This is a genomic window from Blastococcus sp. CT_GayMR16, assembly GCF_004570875.1.
In the GTDB taxonomy this organism is placed as follows: domain Bacteria; phylum Actinomycetota; class Actinomycetes; order Mycobacteriales; family Geodermatophilaceae; genus Blastococcus_B.
Genome location: NZ_SPQK01000008.1, coordinates 1 through 15,769, shown reverse-complemented (window position 1 = coordinate 15,769; position 15,769 = coordinate 1). Strand labels below are relative to the sequence as shown.

The window sequence follows — 15,769 nt, the reverse complement described above, 5'->3', positions numbered from 1 at the left end:
ATCAGCCTGCGCGGTAGACGAGGCCGCGGCCGTCGGGGGCGGTGAGGGTGAGCCGGTCCTCGGAGATCTCGACCGCCGGCCCGCTCGACAGGACTGCCGTCACGTGCGCGTCCTGCGGTTCGACGTCGGGCGGGCAGGTGCCGGTGACGAGCAGGTCGTCGATGACCAGGGCGCCGTCCTCGACCAGCCAGGTGCCGGTCACCGCCCGGCAGCCGGTGGACGCGTCGGCCGTGCTGTCCGGCTCGAGCAGCAGGACGGCGGGCTCGCCCAGCGTGGAGCTCGCGACATCGCCGTCCACGAGCGTGTCCAGCACCCACCGCGTGCCGGCCAGCTCGCGGTCGGGCACCGGCGGGACGAGGGAGAACCGCAGCCGGACGCCGTCCCCGGTGAGCAGGAGATCCTCACCGTCACGCGCGACGGTGTCCGCCCGACCGAGGGCGCCCAGGTACGCGGCCTCGGCCGCCATGACGGCGGGCTCGCAGCCCATGTCGGTACCGCCCAGGCCGTCGACGGCGAGGGTGGTGCCGTCGAGTGAGTAGGTCGAGCTGTAGTGGTTGCAGAAGCTCCGGCCGCTCAGCTCGTCGGGCCCGACGGTCAACGTCGCGCCGGCCCCGGCGGGCTGCGGGAGCGCGCCGCCGTCCGCACTGCCGTCGACGAGGAACCACTCGCCGCTCAGCTCGGAGGCCGTCCCCGCGCGCTCGGCGCAGCCGGCGACCAGCAGCGCAGCGACGAGGACGAGCAGGGCGCGGGGCACGTGCAAGGGACGCGCTGACGGGGCCAACGGTTCCGCCACGGACGCGAGAGGACCCGGGGAGCGATGCTCCCCGGGTCCTCTGCCCTCCGCCCCCGGCGTGTGCCGCCTACCGCCGGCGGCGGGCCTTGCGGAGCTCGGAGATCAGCAGCGCGATGCCGCCTCCGATGAGAAGCACCCAGACGAACCCGCCGTCCCGCCACAGCCCGAACGGGAGGTCCACGCCGGTCATCAGGACGATGGCCAGGACGCTGAACGCCACGCCGGGGATCAGGGCGCCGAGGTCGACCCGCCGACGTGGTGGGTCGGCGTCCTCGGTCTCCAGCGGGGTGACGGTCTGCCAGTCAAGGGCCTGCCGCTCCTGCCAGGCCGTCGGGGTGGTCGGGAACTCGCTGTAGTCAGCCACGGGACACCTCCACGTCTCCGAGACCGGAGTCGATGGTCAGGACGAACTCGGGCTCGCCGTCGTCGGTCCACGGCCGGGACCCGGTTCCGGCGAAGAAGCCGTCCGCGTCCGCCCCCCGGTCGAAGACATCCAGGTCGCCGATCCCCTGCTCGACGACCAGTTGCACGTCCGCGGACCGCGGAACGATGACCGTCAGATCCCCGACGCCGTGCTCGACGCTCGTGGTGATCGGGTCGCCGGAGATCCCCTGGTCGAGCCGCGAGAAGTCGACGGTCATGTCGCCGGCGCCGTTGCGGTAGACGTCCCGCACCTCGGCGACCGCGGCCGGCCGGTACGTGCGGTCACCGACGCCGCCACGGAGACCGCTCCAGGGCAGCGTCGACACCGCCACCAGGGCGATGGAAAGGACGACGCCCAGGGCGATGAGTCCGCCACGGGCCGTGCGGCCACCGCTGAACGCCGCGGCGACCAGTCCGAGCCCGACGACGAGCAGGGCGGCGCCGAGGAAGCCGCGCGGACCCAGGTCCCAGTTGCTGAACCGGGTGATCAGGACGAGCAACCCGACGACGATGAGCAGGCCGGCGATCGTGAGGCCCGGAATCGGTGATCGCGGCCCGACCGGTGCCTTCGCCTTCTGCTCGGCCGGCACTCCGTAGGTCCCGTAGGCGGGCGGGCCGGCCGGCATGAGCAGCCACAGCAGCAGGTAGACGATGATGCCGGTGCCACCGGCGAGGGTCAGGGCCACGAAGCCGACCCGCCACAGCAGCGCGTCGATGCCGCTGTAGTCGGCGAGGCCGCCGCTGACGCCACCGAAGATCTTGTCGGTGCGGCTGCGGCGCAGCTGGGGGCGGACGGGTGGGCCGGGAGGCGGCGGCGGGGGCTGCCACACGGGCGGCTCGAGGGGCGGCGGGCTCGGCGGCGGCGCTGCGGGGGGCGGAGCGGTTGTCATGGCGAGAAGCCTGCCGATCCGCGTCCCGGGAATCCATCAGGGAACGCCCCCATCCGACCCTGGTTCCTCAAGGGGGGTGATCACCGGTGTCGGCCGGGGGCTGGGCGGTGCGACGATCGATACCGTGACCACCACTCCGACCCGGGCGCCGGCCCGCGTGACCGCCCCGCGGCCGCCCCTCGTGCGTCCCCGGTCGGGGCGCCTGTTGGCCGGCGTCGCCGCCGGCACGGCCGCGCACCTGCGGCAGGACCCGCTGGTGGTGCGCGTCGCGTTCGCCGTCCTGGCGACCGCCGGGATCGGCATCGTCGCCTACGGCCTGCTCTGGCTGACCATGCCCGTCGCCGCGCCGGGCGAGGACCCCGAGCCGGGGGCGGTGCACCTCGGTGCGACGACCGGCCGCCGCCAGCTGTTCATCCTCGTGCTGCTGGGCCTGGCCGCGTTCGCCCTGCTGGGTCAGGTGGCCCAGTGGAGCGGCGCGCTGGCGGTGCCGCTCATCCTGGTCTCGGTCGGCCTCGCCGTCATCTGGCGCCAGCTGGACACCGACCGGACCCTCGCCGTGCCCGGCGTCCGCTGGGCGCTGGCCGGTGGCGTCGTCCTGGCCGCCGGTGGAGTGATCCTGCTGCTGGCCACCACCGGCCAGCTCACCGCCGCCCGCAACGGGTTCGCGGCCACGCTCGTCATCCTCACCGGCGTCGTCCTCGCGACCGCGCCCATCTGGCGGCGGCTGCTGGACTCGCGGGCCGAGGAACGTACGGCCCGGATCCGCTCGGAGGAACGTGCGTCGGTGGCCGCCCACCTGCACGACTCGGTCCTGCAGACGCTGGCGCTCATCCAGCGGCACGCCGACGACCAGCAGGCGGTCGGCCGGCTGGCGCGCAGCCAGGAGCGTGAGCTCCGTGCCTGGCTCTACGACCCGAAGGTCGTCCGCGAGGGCGGCACCTGGGCCGGCATCGTGGCCGGGATGGTCGCCGAGGTCGAGGCCGACCACGCCCTGATCGTCGACCCGGTCGTCGTGGGCGACGCCCCGATCGACGACGGGCTCGCCGCGCTCGGTGCGGCCACCCGCGAGGCGCTGGTCAACGCGGCCAAGCACTCCGGTGCCACGGCGGCCGACCTGTACACGGAGGTGACCCCGGAACAGGTGTCGGTCTTCGTCCGCGACCGCGGCAAGGGGTTCGATCCGGCGACGGTGCCCGACGACCGGCGTGGGCTGCGTGACTCGGTGAGCGGCCGGCTCGCCCGGCTGGGCGGGACGGCCGAGATCCGGTCGGCGCCAGGTGAAGGGACCGAAGTGGAGCTCGTGCTGCCGAGGGTCGCGACGTGAGCGGACAGGGGCGTGAGCATCGCAGCGAGGAACGAGCGAGGAGCGGAGCGCCCCGCGGGAGCGAACCGAGGAGCACGTCATGACCGGCCCCCGCGTCTTCGTCGTCGACGACCACGCCATGGTCCGCGCCGGCGTGCGCGCCGAGCTCGGGGACGACGTCACGTTCGTCGGCGAGGCCCCCGACGTCGCCACGGCCGTGGAGGGCATTCGCGCGACCGTGCCCGACGTCGTCCTGCTCGACGTGCATCTGCCCGGTGGCGGCGGGCGGACGGTGCTCGAGACGCTGCGCGCGGAGCTGCCCGAGGTGCGCTGGCTGGCGCTGTCGGTGTCGGACGCCGCCGAGGACGTCATCGCCGTCATCCGGGCCGGCGCGAAGGGCTACGTCACCAAGACGATCTCCGGGCCGGACCTGCTCGACGCCGTCCGCCGCGTGGCCGAGGGCGACGTCGTCTTCAGCCCCCGGCTGGCCGGCTTCGTGCTCGACGCGTTCTCCGCCGCCGGTGCTGCCCCCGAGCCCGCCGAGGAGGCGGTCGATCCCGGGCTGGACCTGCTGAGCGCCCGCGAGCGCGAGGTCATGCAGCTGCTGGCCCGCGGCTACACCTACCGCGAGATCGGCTCCCGCCTGTTCATCTCGGTGAAGACCGTGGAGTCGCACGCCTCGAACGTGCTGCGCAAGCTGCAGCTGTCCAACCGCAACGAGCTCACCCGCTGGGCGGCGACCAACCGCCTGCTCTGACCTACCGCTGCTGCGCCTCGACGTGGGTGCGCGCCTCGCCGACCAGCTCGTCCCAGTCGGCAGCGGGGGCGACGACCAACCAGCCGTTCATCCGGCGCCCCTCCATCGGCTCGAACGGCTGGCCGTCGCCGGCCTCGACGAGCTCGGTCAGCCGGGCAGGGGGCAGTTTCACGACCAGCTGCTCGTGCCACCAGATGGCGAAGAACTTGGTGCCCGTCCGCAGGCCTTTCGAGCCGAACATCGTCCCCTGGGTGACGTGGCCGCCCTCGGCCGCCTCGACCAGGTCCAGCCACCGCTCGTCCGTCATGCGGAAAGCATGTCAGCGACCGCCGACGTCACGGTCGCGCCGAGTGGGCCCCGGAGGGGTCCGCGCAGGCGCGACGGAGCGGCTCAGCACCGCACGGGTCGGCAGGTGGCCGCGGTTGTCGTCCGGAGGACGACAGATCACATCGCCGCGAATCACATGGTGTGGACGACGTGGAAGGCCTCGGCCAGCCGTCCCTCGGGCAGGCCGAACCGCTGCGCTGTCTGGGCCATCCAGCCGGTCACGAACGTCTCGAGATCCGGGTTGTGGCTCACCTGCGTCACGTGCGACCGCAGCGCCGCGAACTTGCGGTCGACGACGTCGGTCACGTCGACGGCGTGGTCGGCCTGCGGGCTGGCGCTGAGCCACACCTCCGACACCGTCCAGGCCTCCAGTCCCTCCGCGGCGAGCTCCGGGAAGGCGAAGGGGTTGCGGGCGTCGGGGTAGACGGCCCGCAGGGTCGACTCGCCGACCGTCATGTGATCGGGGTGGCTGGCGCCGATCCGGTCCCAGAACCGTTCCGGCGACGTGGTGAGCACGCGCTGCGGACGTACCTGCCGGATCACCCGGCTGATGTCGCGGCGCAGGTCGAGCGTCAGTTCCAGCCGGCCGTCGGGATAGCCGAGGAACCGGACGTCGGAGACGCCGACCTCCTTGCCCGCCGCCCGCTGCTCGGCTCTGCGCAGGGGGCCCATCTGGTCGCGCGGGGTGTCGTCGAAGCCGCCGGCGTCCCCGTCGGTGATGACGCAGTAGGTCACCTCGGTGCCGGCCGCCGTCCAGGTGGCGACCGTGCCGGCGCTGCCGAAGTCGACGTCGTCGGGGTGGGCGACCACGCAGAGCACACGCTCCACGCGCTCCGCCGGGATGACTGCAGCTGGCTGGGTCACGTCGGCTCCTCGCCGGGGCGCAGGACGAGCAGCGCGATGTCGTCGTCGTTGATGTCCATGCCCACCTCGGCGAGCAGCCGGTCGCACAGCTCCTCCGGGTCGAGCGCCCCTGCCCGTGACAGCGCGTCGGCGAGCCGGTCGATGCCCTGGTCCAGGTCGGCCTTCCGGCGCTCGACCAGCCCGTCGCTGTAGAACAGGACGGTGTCGCCGGCCACCAGGTCGACGACGTGCTCGCTCCGGGAAGCGCGGGCGTCGAGGCCCAGCAGCAGCTCGGGTCGGCCGGCGAGGACCTCGACGGTCCCGTCCGGACGACGCAGCAGCGGCGGCAGGTGTCCGGCGTTGCCCCACCGCAGCCGCCAGGTCCGGTGCCCCGCCGCACCGTGCAGCTCGACCCGGCCGAGCACCGCGGTCGCCAAGGTGCCGACCTGCAGACCGTCCATGGCAGCGTCGAGCCGGCTGAGCAATTCCGCCGGGCTGTCGTCGGAGTCGTAGGCCAGGCCGCGCAGGAGGTTGCGGAGCTGGCCCATCGTCGCCGCCGCCGTGCGGTCGTGACCGGTGACGTCCCCGACCACCAGCATCGTGGCGCCGGAGACCGTCCGGAACGCGTCGTACCAGTCCCCGCCGACGTGGGCTCCCTGGGAGGCGGGCTGGTAGCGCACCGCGATCTGCAGCGACTCCGGTGTCGGCGGCTGGGTCAGCAGGCTGCGTTGGAGGGTCTCGGACATCTTCTGCGCAGTGACAGCGGCAGCCCGTTGTGCGGCCGTGGCCCGGATCCGCACCAGCACCTGGGCGCACTGCGCGGCGAAGACGCGCATCAGCTCCAGCTCGTCGGCACCGAACGGGTGCTCCTCGGCCCACGCCACCGCCAGGCTTCCGACGCACATGTCGTTGACGCTCAGCGGCAGGAACGCCCAGCCGTACCGGCCGATGTCGGCGTACACACCGGCCATCGACTCGCGGTCGAACGCCAGGCCCGACTCCCGGGTCGGCAGCAGCTTCTCCTGGCCGGTCCGAGCGACCCACGGCGCTGGGAGCGGGCTGTCGTAGGGGACGTTGCCGTAGGCGAGCTGGACGTCCTCACCGAGGGCGTCGCTGAGGGTGGCCCGCCAGCCACCGTGATCGTCGGGGGAGATGATCCCGCCGCCGTCGGCCCCCAGGACGGCGAGCCCCCGGCTGACGACGACGCGCTCGAGGTCCTCCACCGTCTCGGCCGTGGTCAGCTGGATCGCCACCTCAGCGAGGCTGGACAGCCGTCGGGCAGCGGTGTCACGCGCCTCCTGAGCGATCCTCAGCTCCTGCACCCGGGCATACAGATCGGCCTCCACCGCCTCGACATCGCGGTGCCCGTTCATGCCGTGCATCGGCTCGACCTGCTGGCCCGACCGTTCCCTGACGTAGGCCGACACGTCCTCCGTCCGCTGCAGGACCAGGACGGTGCGGCCGGCGGCATCGAGCACCGGGGCGCTGATCAGCGACCAGTACCGCTCGCCGAGCTTCCCGGTGACCGGGTCCAGGACGTCGTACTTCGCGATCGGCATCGGGTCGACCACGCCGGTGTCGCGAGCTCGCTCGAAGGAGATCTCGATCGGGTTCCGGCCGCTCTCGTCGAGCGCGTCCGGCGCGGGTGGGAACGCCTCGAACACGGGCCGGCCGACGATCTCGTCCCGCCGACGACCCACCAGCTCCAGGTACGCCGGGTTCGCCTCGACGATCACCAGGTCCGGGTCCATCACCAGGAACGCCGTCGGGAGCGCGGTGAACAGGAGCTGGAAGTCGACGGGCACCGTGCCGATGGGGTTCGGCTCCGCTGCCGACATGCACGCCTCCGCATCCCTGGTGCCGCCCGCGAGTGGGCGGCACCCCCCGTGTACCCAGCATGCCGACGTGAACCGGATGGTACCGAGCCGCTCATGGGGCTGCCGCCGTCAGGTCGGTCCGCCGGTGCCCTGGCCCTCCTCTCCGGACGGCACGACGAGGCCGGCGAGCTTGTCCGGGTTGACGACGACCAGGACCTGCTCGATCCGGCCGTCGACCACGGCGAGGGAGATCGACCCGAAGGGCTCGACCCCGGACCATCCGACGATCGCGGGCCACCCGTTGACCTCGGCGACCTCGATCCGCAGGTCCGGGATGCCCGCCCCCTGCTGCGCGATGGCCACCAGCCAGCGGGCCACCTTGTCCGAGCCGGTGATCGGCCGGAGCGCAGCCCTGGTCTTGCCCCCGCCGTCGCTGATCAGGACGACGTCGGGTGCCAGCGCGGCGAGCAGCGCCTCGACGTCGCCGCCGGCGACCGCGGCGAAGAACCGCTCGGTCACCTCCCGTTGCGCCCGGCGGTCGGCGTCGAAGCGCGGCTGTCGCGCCTGCACGTGCTGCCGGGCGCGGTGGGCCATCTGCCGGACGGCAGCTTCCGTCCGGTCCAGCGCCCCGGCGACCTCCGCGAGCGACATGCCGAAGACCTCGCGGAGCACGAAGACCGCCCGCTCGGCCGGCGACAGCGTCTCGAGGACGACGAGCAGGGCCAGGGACACCATCTCGCCGAGTTCGGCGGCGTCCTCCGGGTCAGGTGCCGGAGGACCCGAGGCGACCGCAGCGGCCCCGGTCAGCAGGGGCTCGGGCAACCACGGTCCGACGTAGGTCTCCCGCCGCGCCCGCGCCGAGCCCATCCGGTCGAGGGCCAGCCGGGTGGTGATCTGCACCAGGTAGGCCCGCTCGTCGGTGACATCGGTGCGGTCCGCCGCCGACCACCGCAGCCAGGTGTCCTGGACGACGTCCTCGGCGTCCGCGACGCTGCCGAGCATCTGGTACGCCACCGAGAACAGCAGCCGTCGGTGCCGGTCGAACGCGCCGAGCGCGGCCGTCACGAGCGGGCCGGGATCTCGCAGCGGTCCGTGAAGCCCTGGCTCGTGAGCCCCAGCGAGCTGTTGAACCGGGACCGGACGTTCTCCACAGCCACCATCATGGTCAGCTCGACCAGCGCCGCGTCGTCCAGTTCGCGCCGGAGGCGGGCCACCATCTCGTCGGTGACGGCCGGCGGCGTCGCCGTCACGGCCTCGGCGTAGGCCATGACCTGCCGCTCCAGGTCGGTGTACACGTCGCTGTCGCGCCAGTGCGGCACGTCGCGCATCTTCGCCGGGTCGGTCCCGTGCCGGGTGGTCTCCCAGTAGCCGAAGTCGACGCACCAGCTGCAGCCGATCGCCACGGCCGAGGCCATGGCGGCGAGGTTCTTCAGGGTCGGGTCGAGCTTGTTCCATCGCGCCGCGGACGTCTCGAACCGGAGGTCGGAGACCAGGACACGCATGTTGTGGGCCATCGCCGGGAGCGGGTCGGGGACCACGCCGTAGCTACGACGGGCGTACCACTCGGCGAGGCGGTAGAGCGGGGTGCGGGGCGGGTCGAGCGGGATGCGGCTGGTTGCGCTGCGGGTCATGTCGGGTCCTCTCCGTCGGGGGAACGCCCATGTGACGGAGCAGGGGGACCTGACGTGACATGCCGAAGCCGGCCGGGTCCTCCCCCTGGCGACCCGGCCGGCTCCCGCTGACCGGCCCTGGCCGGTCCCCGGCCTCGTCGTCGACAGCCCGCGGGGTCACGGCGGGCGGGTGTCGGACGGGCCGGACGACGGTGATCAGCAGCGGTCGTTCTCGACGCGCCGCTTCGGCGGCGGAGCGGTGGCCCTGATGCGGTCGGCGACCTCGGCGGGCAGCTGACGGGACAACGGCGGAACGGGGGTCGGCTCGGGCATGGGGGTCACGTCTCTCCGGTTCCGGTGCTGTGGACGTGGGGAAGAGGCGGGCCGGACCTCCGCGGATACACGGCGCTCGACGAGGAGGTCGTCGCGGTGGACGACGAACGGCAGCTGGTCCGGCGGGCGAAGCCCTGACTCAGAGCCGGCCGCGGCCCTGGCGGAGCAGCATCATGCCGAGCGCGGCGCCGTCCGGCCCGAGCGCGGCCTGGAAGCGGGAGAGGACCTGCTGCTCCCGGGACAGCGACAGCCGCGTCCCGCCACTGGCGGCGCGGAGGGCGCCGATCTCGTGCGAGATGGCCAGCCGGCGCTGGACGAGCTCGATGATCTCGGCGTCGCAGGCGTCGATCGAGCTGCGCAGCTCACCGATCCGCGCCGACGGGTCGTCGACGGCGGAAGCGGGGGAGGCGGTGACGGTGCTCATCGGATGTCCTTCGGGGTGCTGGTGGACCGTCGACCCCGGAAACAGAAAAACGCCCCGGGGCTCTTCGGGCCCGGGGCGTCTGTTGCGGCGGTTGCTCAGCCAGCGGTGACGGACACCGGATCCCGGTGACCGTAGTAAAAGCTGACCGTGGCGAGCACGGCGCCGAGTCTGCCACAGCGCCCGGCGCGACGCCATGACCACCGCTGGGGCGGGTGTGGCAGGGGGTCCCTCGCCGGGGAGGTCTGTCACCCGTCCGGCTTACAGTGAGGAGGACATGAGCAGCGTCCAGCAGGCCCTCTCCGGTGCCCAGAGCAGTCTTCCCGGCACGGAGACCCTCCAGCGCACCGCTCCGGGGTCCGTGGGCCGGGAGCTCGACCGCATGCTGGCCGGCCTCAACGGCCCGCAGCGGCAGGCCGTCGTCCACGAGGGCGGCCCGCTGCTCATCGTGGCCGGGGCCGGATCGGGCAAGACCCGCGTGCTCACGCACCGCATCGCCTACCTCCTCGGCGCCCGGCACACCCAGCCCGGCGAGATCCTCGCGATCACGTTCACCAACAAGGCCGCCGGTGAGATGAAGGACCGGGTGGCCTCCCTGGTCGGCCCGCGCGCCCGCGCGATGTGGGTGTCGACGTTCCACTCGATGTGCGTGCGCATCCTGCGTGCCGAGGCGGCCAAGCTGGGCCTGAAGTCCTCGTTCACGATCTACGACCAGGGCGACTCGGTGCGCCTGATGACGATGGTGGCCCGCGACCTCGACCTGGACGCCAAGCGCTATCCGGGTCGCAGCCTCGCCGCCCAGGTGTCCAACCTGAAGAACGAGCTGATCGACGAGGAGAGCTACGCCCCGCAGACGGCGCCCGAGAAGGTGCTCGCCGAGGCCTACAAGCTCTACCAGCAGCGGCTGCGCCAGGCGCACTCCATGGACTTCGACGACCTGATCATGAACACGGTGCACCTGCTGCAGGCGTTCCCCGACGTCGCCGAGCACTACCGCCGCCGGTTCCGCCACGTGCTGGTCGACGAGTACCAGGACACCAACCACGCGCAGTACATGCTGGTGCGCGAGCTGGTCGGCACGGGCGAGGGTCCGGTTCCCATGGCCGAGCTGTGCGTCGTCGGCGACGCCGACCAGTCGATCTACGCCTTCCGGGGCGCGACGATCCGCAACATCGACGAGTTCGAGCGCGACTACCCGCAGGCCACCACGATCGTGCTGGAGCAGAACTACCGCTCCACCCAGCGCATCCTCCGCGCGGCCAACACGGTCATCGCGAAGAACACCGGCCGTCGTCCCAAGAGCCTCTGGACCGACGCCGGTGACGGCGAGCTGATCGAGGGCTACGTCGCCGACAACGAGCACGACGAGGCCGCGTGGGTCGCCGAGCAGATCGATGCCCTGGTCGACGAGGGCGTCGCCCAGCCGAAGGACATCGCGGTCTTCTACCGGACCAACAACGCCTCGCGTGTGTTCGAAGAGGTCTTCATCCGGGTCGGCATGCCCTACAAGGTCGTCGGCGGGGTGCGGTTCTACGAGCGCAAGGAGGTCCGCGACGCGCTGGCCTACCTGAAGGTCGTCGCCAACCCGGCCGACGTCGTCAGCCTGCGGCGGATCATCAACACGCCCAAGCGCGGCATCGGTGAGCGCGCCGAGGCCTGCGTGGAGAAGTTCGCCGACCGCGAGCGGATCGCGTTCGCCAGCGCGCTGCGCCGCGTCTCCGAGGTGCCCGACCTCGCCACCCGCTCGCTCAAGGCGCTGCAGGAGTTCGTGGCGCTGCTCGAGGAGTTCGAGCAGTTGGTCGAGACCGGCTCGGGGCCGGCCGCGCTGCTGGAGAGCATCCTCGACCGCACCGGCTACCTGACCGAACTGCAGGCCAGCACCGACCCGCAGGACGAGGGCCGCGTCGACAACCTCAACGAGCTCATCTCGGTGGCCGCCGAGTTCGAGGCGGCCAACCCCTCCGGAACCGTGACCGACTTCCTGGAGCAGGTGTCGCTGGTCGCCGACGCCGACCAGATCCCCGTCACCGGCGACGACGCCGGCGTCGTCACGATGATGACGCTGCACACGGCCAAGGGACTGGAGTTCCCCGTCGTGTTCCTGACGGCGCTCGAGGACGGCGTCTTCCCGCACCTGCGCGCCCTCGGCGACCCGCGGGAGCTGGAGGAGGAGCGCCGCCTGGCCTACGTGGGCATCACGCGGGCCCAGCAACGCCTGTTCCTGTCCCGGGCACAGGTGCGTACGAGCTGGGGTCAGCCCTCCTACAACCCGCCGTCCCGGTTCCTCGACGAGCTGCCGGCCGACACCGTGCACTGGTCACGGCTCGAGGCGGCCCCGGCCTCCACCGGCTACGGCTCGGCGCAGGCGCGGGTCGCCGCGACCGGGCTGTCGACCGGGGGACTGCGCGGCGGCATCGGCAACCGTGCGGTCATCTCCGTCGCCGTCGGCGACCGGGTCAGCCACGACGCGTTCGGGCTGGGCACCGTCGTCGAGGTGACCGGGGCCGGCGACAAGGCCCAGGCCACCGTCGATTTCGGCTCGGGCGGCACGAAGCGCCTGGTCCTGCGCTACGCACCGCTCGTCAAGCTCTGACGTCGGTCGTCGGGGAACCCTGCGGGTTCCCCGACTCCGGCCTAGATCTCGACGCCGCGCTCGGCGAGCCAGTCCTCGGGGTCCAGCGGTCGGCCGTCGATCCCGCCGCGATGGATCTCGTAGTGCAGGTGGGGGCCGGTCGACTGGCCCTGGTTGCCGACCTTCGCGATCGGGTCGCCCGCGTGCACGACGTCCCCCGCCTGCACGTCGTAGTAGCGCATGTGCCCGTAGATGTGGACGTTGCCGTCCGCGTCCTGGATGTAGAGGGCGTTGCCGAAGCCGGACGCGGGGCCGGCCCGGAGGACGACGCCGTCGGCGGCGGAGATGATGGGGGTTCCCAGCGGGGCGGCCAGGTCCAGGCCCCAGTGCATCTGCCCCCAGCGCATGCAGTAGCAGGTGGTGAGCCGTCCCTGGGTGGGAAGGAAGGTCTTCGGCTCGCGGGCGGCGCGGGAGGCGGCCAGCTCGCCCAGGCGGGCCTGGGCCTCGGCCTCGGTGATGCTCCGGCGGACGCCGGCGTCGTCGATCTCGCCGCCGAGGCCGAGCTCGGAGGCGGCACCGAGGCCGTAGTCCGACGCCGCAGCCTGGGGTCCGGCAGGGCTGCCGATCACGCTGGGTGTGGCGGCCAGGAGGGCACCGGCCACGAGGGCGGCGAACCACAGGTGTGCGCGCCGGCCGGGCGGGTGGGGGACGCGCCGGCGGCGGGGCCGATCGGCAGCCGCCGGTCGGACGTCGACGACGGGCTCGGCGGGAGGTGCCTGGGTGGTGACGGCCTCGACCGCGGGGCGCTCGAGGACCTGCGGTGCACTGCTGCGAGACAAGGCGCACCTTCCCGGTCGAGCGCTTCCCTGCCGGGCGCCGCGAGGCGCTCCGCCGGGGGAGCGGCGGCGGCCTGAGGGCTCCCCATGGGTGCCCGCCGGTTGTCACCGACGCCGTGATCGAACCGTAACGATGCGTGAGAACGCGTCCAAGCACCGCACACGACGTGTCGCGATGCGTGCGGTGCGTGCGGGACGAGTGGTGCGTGGACGAAAGGTGCGTGGCTCAACCGACGCTCGCACGGGGGTACGACAGGGGGCCCCGTCTGCCGAGCGTCGCGGCGCAGGACTGCCCCCGCCCAGGGACCCGACCCGAGCGTGCGAGGCGTGGGGAGGGAGGGGGTCTTGTCTCAGGCAACGGCGGAACGCGATGCGGGAGCGTCTGCGATGCCGCGGACACCTGCCAGCGTCGCCGCCACCTCGTCCACGACGCCCCGGTGCCGGGGGAGAGACATGTGCCCGATGCCGCGGAACAGCACGTTGCGCGCCTGGAGGTCCGGGTGGTCGCACCGCCCGGAGCTCGTGGGCACGACCACCTGGTCGAGGTCGCTGTAGATGGCGGTCACCGGCGTGCGGCAACCCGGCGCCGGCTCGTCCAGCTTCTGGATCACCGGCGATCCCGGCCGGAGCTGGCGGATCAGCGGCGTGGGCACCACGTGCGCCCAGACCGAGCCGTGATGCGGCGTCCCCAGGGTGACCAGGGACTCCACCCGACGGTCGCCGCCCTGCCGCTGCACGTAGTAGCGGGCGATCAGCCCGCCGAGGCTGTGCCCGACGACGTGCACCCGGTCGTGGCCGGTCTGCTCGCAGATGCGGTCGATGTGCGCGCCGAGGTCGGCCGCACCGCGGGCCACGTCGGTCAGCAGCGGGCTGTAGTTCCAGGTACCCACCTGGGCGAAGCCGCGACGGCGCAGGCTCCGGTTCATCACGGAGAAGACCGATCGGTTGTCGACGAGGCCGTGCACGAGCAGTACCGGGATCCGGGCGGCCAGGGGGTCGGAGGCGAAGAGGGCCCGCACGGTGGCGGGCTGGACGCCGGGCCGGTGCCGAGGATCGGGCCGCAGCACAGCGGTGCGCGTGCCGAGCGGATACATGAGCACGTGGGCGCCGACCCAGGCCAGCTCGGTGAGCCCGCCGGTCAGTGTGGACGCGCTGCACAGACCGCGGAGACCACCTCGTGGCGCGGCCTCCGGCCGGGGCTCGGTGTGCGACTCTGGACCGGAACCCGATCCGCCCGAATCACGCATGTCCTGCGATTCCTTCCCCGGCTGTCCTACCGACGGCGGCACGGGTTTCGGCCCCGGCGGTACCCGGCTATGTGCTCCGTTCACCGGACGGTAATGCCCGCGTGTGGCGGACGTCACATGGGCGTCACCAACGGGTGGCGGATCGACGCCGGTTCGTGACCAAGTCAGCTGAAAGGGGAACCGTGTCCCGCGACGCCCGCTCCGGGTCCGGCCGCGACCGGGGCACCCCGGCGACGGCCTCCGGGAAGGCCCGCCGCAGCGCCGCAGCTTCCCGGGCCGGCGCCTCCTTCAGTGCCCCGGCGCTCGCCCGACGGGGTGCCACGGTCGGCACCGTGGACGGCGGCGGTCCCGACGCCCTCGTCGTCGGCACGATCCCCACGACGGCTCGCCTGACCGGCGTCCTGCTCGTTCTGGCGGCGCTCGCGGGCGTTGCCGCGCTGTTCCCCACCTACCTCGTGGTCGGCGGCGCGGAGCTCTCGACCGTGAGCGGGTTCGGCAGCCTGCTGGCCGCGCTGCCCGTCCCGCTGGTGAACCTCGCGGTGGGCATCGTCCTCGTGCGAGGCGCCGTCCCGAAGTTCGGTCTGGCGTACGCGGGCGTGGCCGGGGCGCTGGCCCTCGGCCAGCTGCTCATCGAGATCTACCGCGGCAGCAGTTCCACCACGCGCCCGGCCGTGGAGGTGATCGCGGGCGAGCGGGTGCTGACCAGCGGTGTCGACGTCGGCACGGGCTGGGTCCTGGGCGTCGTGGCACTCGCGCTGACGGTGCTCGCGGGCATGGGCGCCGTCGCCGCGTGGGGCCGCACGGTGATGGAGGACGGCGGCGCGCTGGACCCGGCCCGTTCGGGACTGGCCGGGGCAGCGGTCCTGCTCGGTGTCGCGACCGTGCTCTGCCTCGCGCTGCCCGCCGCGGACGTTCCCGACCAGCTGGTGACCGACCCGACGACCGGACTGGAGACCGTGGTGACCCGCGAGGGTCCCCAGGCGCTGCTCGAGCGGCCGGGGATGGCGTTGCTCGGCGGGCTGCTGCTCGCCGGCGCGGTCGTGCTGTGCTCGGTGGTCGCGCCGTCCCTGCGGCCCCGGCTGGCCACGGTCGGAGGACTGCTGGCGATCACCGTCACCGTGCTCGCCGCCGCGATGACCGGCCTGCGCGACGCCACCTCGTCCGCGGACCTGGAGTGGACGGTACCGGGGGCCGGCCTGGTCGTCACCGGTCTGGGGTACGCCGTCCTCACCGTGCTCGCGTGGCGACTGCGGCGCAGCCCCACCTGATCGGGGCCACGCTGCATAAGCTGCCTGTCGTGGACGAACGCATCCGGGTGGTCATCGCCAAGCCGGGCCTCGACGGGCACGACCGCGGCGCCAAGATCGTGGCGCGTGCGCTGCGCGACGCGGGCATGGAGGTCGTCTACACCGGCCTGCACCAGACACCGGAGCAGATCGTCGAGACCGTCGTCCAGGAGGACGCCGACGCCGTCGGGCAGCGCCAGGACGGTGACGGTGCTGCCGTCGAGGAGGGCCCCGACCCAGCCACCGCGCCAGCCGTCGACTCCCAGGACCGCCATCCCGGCAGCCTGTCAGACTTGCCGCCATGCGCGTCT

The 15,769-nt window shown here is 73.0% G+C and carries 16 protein-coding genes; 5 read left to right on the top strand and 11 right to left on the bottom strand.

The genetic code is table 11. The features are described from left to right. Position 1 precedes the first annotated feature (1 nt). The 3 genes from E4P38_RS10750 to E4P38_RS10740 form a co-directional block, all read right to left on the bottom strand. Entirely contained in the window at positions 2-754 is a 753-nt protein-coding gene (locus tag E4P38_RS10750) for an META domain-containing protein (protein WP_167760527.1), read from the bottom strand. A 106-nt stretch (positions 755-860) separates the two neighbouring features. After that, positions 861-1,157, bottom strand: coding sequence for a hypothetical protein (locus E4P38_RS10745; protein ID WP_135131814.1), 297 nt, complete (start codon positions 1,155-1,157; stop codon positions 861-863). Beyond that, positions 1,150-2,106, bottom strand: coding sequence for a PspC domain-containing protein (locus E4P38_RS10740; RefSeq protein ID WP_135131813.1), 957 nt, complete (start codon positions 2,104-2,106; stop codon positions 1,150-1,152). The genes E4P38_RS10745 and E4P38_RS10740 overlap by 8 nt, the downstream gene beginning before the upstream one ends. Before the next feature lie 124 nt (positions 2,107-2,230). Between E4P38_RS10740 and E4P38_RS10735 the strand changes: the two genes are divergently transcribed. Next, positions 2,231-3,430: an ATP-binding protein gene (locus E4P38_RS10735; RefSeq protein WP_245160942.1), complete on the top strand. Its 1,200-nt coding sequence runs from the start codon at positions 2,231-2,233 to the stop codon at positions 3,428-3,430. Between the two features lie 79 nt (positions 3,431-3,509). Beyond that, a complete protein-coding gene (locus tag E4P38_RS10730; protein ID WP_135131811.1) occupies positions 3,510-4,166 on the top strand; it encodes a response regulator transcription factor in 657 nt (218 codons plus the stop codon). Position 4,167: 1 nt separating this feature from the next. Here E4P38_RS10730 and E4P38_RS10725 read toward each other — a convergent pair whose 3' ends face one another. From E4P38_RS10725 to E4P38_RS10700, 6 genes are all read right to left on the bottom strand, one after another. Continuing rightward, positions 4,168-4,473, bottom strand: a complete 306-nt coding sequence (locus tag E4P38_RS10725) for a TfoX/Sxy family protein (RefSeq protein WP_135131810.1) — start codon at positions 4,471-4,473, stop codon at positions 4,168-4,170. A 152-nt stretch (positions 4,474-4,625) separates the two neighbouring features. After that, positions 4,626-5,357 carry a PIG-L deacetylase family protein gene (locus E4P38_RS10720; RefSeq protein WP_135131809.1) on the bottom strand — a complete coding sequence of 244 codons (732 nt, stop codon included), beginning with the start codon at positions 5,355-5,357 and terminating at the stop codon, positions 4,626-4,628. Next, the gene (locus tag E4P38_RS10715) at positions 5,354-7,174 is read right to left on the bottom strand and encodes a SpoIIE family protein phosphatase (protein WP_135131808.1); all 1,821 of its coding nucleotides are present in this window, start codon (positions 7,172-7,174) and stop codon (positions 5,354-5,356) included. The genes E4P38_RS10720 and E4P38_RS10715 overlap by 4 nt, the downstream gene beginning before the upstream one ends. A 108-nt stretch (positions 7,175-7,282) precedes the next feature. Beyond that, positions 7,283-8,218, bottom strand: coding sequence for an RNA polymerase sigma factor SigJ (gene sigJ, locus E4P38_RS10710; RefSeq protein ID WP_245160941.1), 936 nt, complete (start codon positions 8,216-8,218; stop codon positions 7,283-7,285). After that, complete coding sequence (locus E4P38_RS10705) at positions 8,215-8,784, bottom strand: carboxymuconolactone decarboxylase family protein (protein WP_135131807.1); 570 nt, start codon at positions 8,782-8,784, stop codon at positions 8,215-8,217. Before E4P38_RS10705 ends, sigJ begins: the two co-directional genes overlap by 4 nt. 451 nt (positions 8,785-9,235) lie before the next feature. Beyond that, positions 9,236-9,520, bottom strand: coding sequence for a chorismate mutase (locus E4P38_RS10700; protein ID WP_135131806.1), 285 nt, complete (start codon positions 9,518-9,520; stop codon positions 9,236-9,238). Positions 9,521-9,794: 274 nt separating this feature from the next. Between E4P38_RS10700 and pcrA the strand changes: the two genes are divergently transcribed. Continuing rightward, positions 9,795-12,110, top strand: coding sequence for a DNA helicase PcrA (gene pcrA, locus E4P38_RS10695; RefSeq protein WP_135131805.1), 2,316 nt, complete (start codon positions 9,795-9,797; stop codon positions 12,108-12,110). Between the two features lie 41 nt (positions 12,111-12,151). Here the strand turns inward: pcrA and E4P38_RS10690 are convergent, their stop codons facing one another. Next, positions 12,152-12,928 carry a M23 family metallopeptidase gene (locus tag E4P38_RS10690; RefSeq protein ID WP_135131804.1) on the bottom strand — a complete coding sequence of 259 codons (777 nt, stop codon included), beginning with the start codon at positions 12,926-12,928 and terminating at the stop codon, positions 12,152-12,154. A gap of 347 nt (positions 12,929-13,275) precedes the next feature. Further along, the gene (locus tag E4P38_RS10685; RefSeq protein WP_135131803.1) at positions 13,276-14,172 is read right to left on the bottom strand and encodes an alpha/beta fold hydrolase; all 897 of its coding nucleotides are present in this window, start codon (positions 14,170-14,172) and stop codon (positions 13,276-13,278) included. A gap of 182 nt (positions 14,173-14,354) precedes the next feature. Here E4P38_RS10685 and E4P38_RS10680 point away from each other — a divergent pair, with 182 nt between their 5' ends. Together E4P38_RS10680 and E4P38_RS23520 are read left to right on the top strand one after the other, a co-directional pair. Then, positions 14,355-15,440: a hypothetical protein gene (locus E4P38_RS10680; protein WP_245160940.1), complete on the top strand. Its 1,086-nt coding sequence runs from the start codon at positions 14,355-14,357 to the stop codon at positions 15,438-15,440. 29 nt (positions 15,441-15,469) lie between these two features. After that, positions 15,470-15,769 (top strand): cobalamin-dependent protein (locus tag E4P38_RS23520; protein WP_245160939.1); only part of this gene is annotated, 300 nt, incomplete at its 3' end.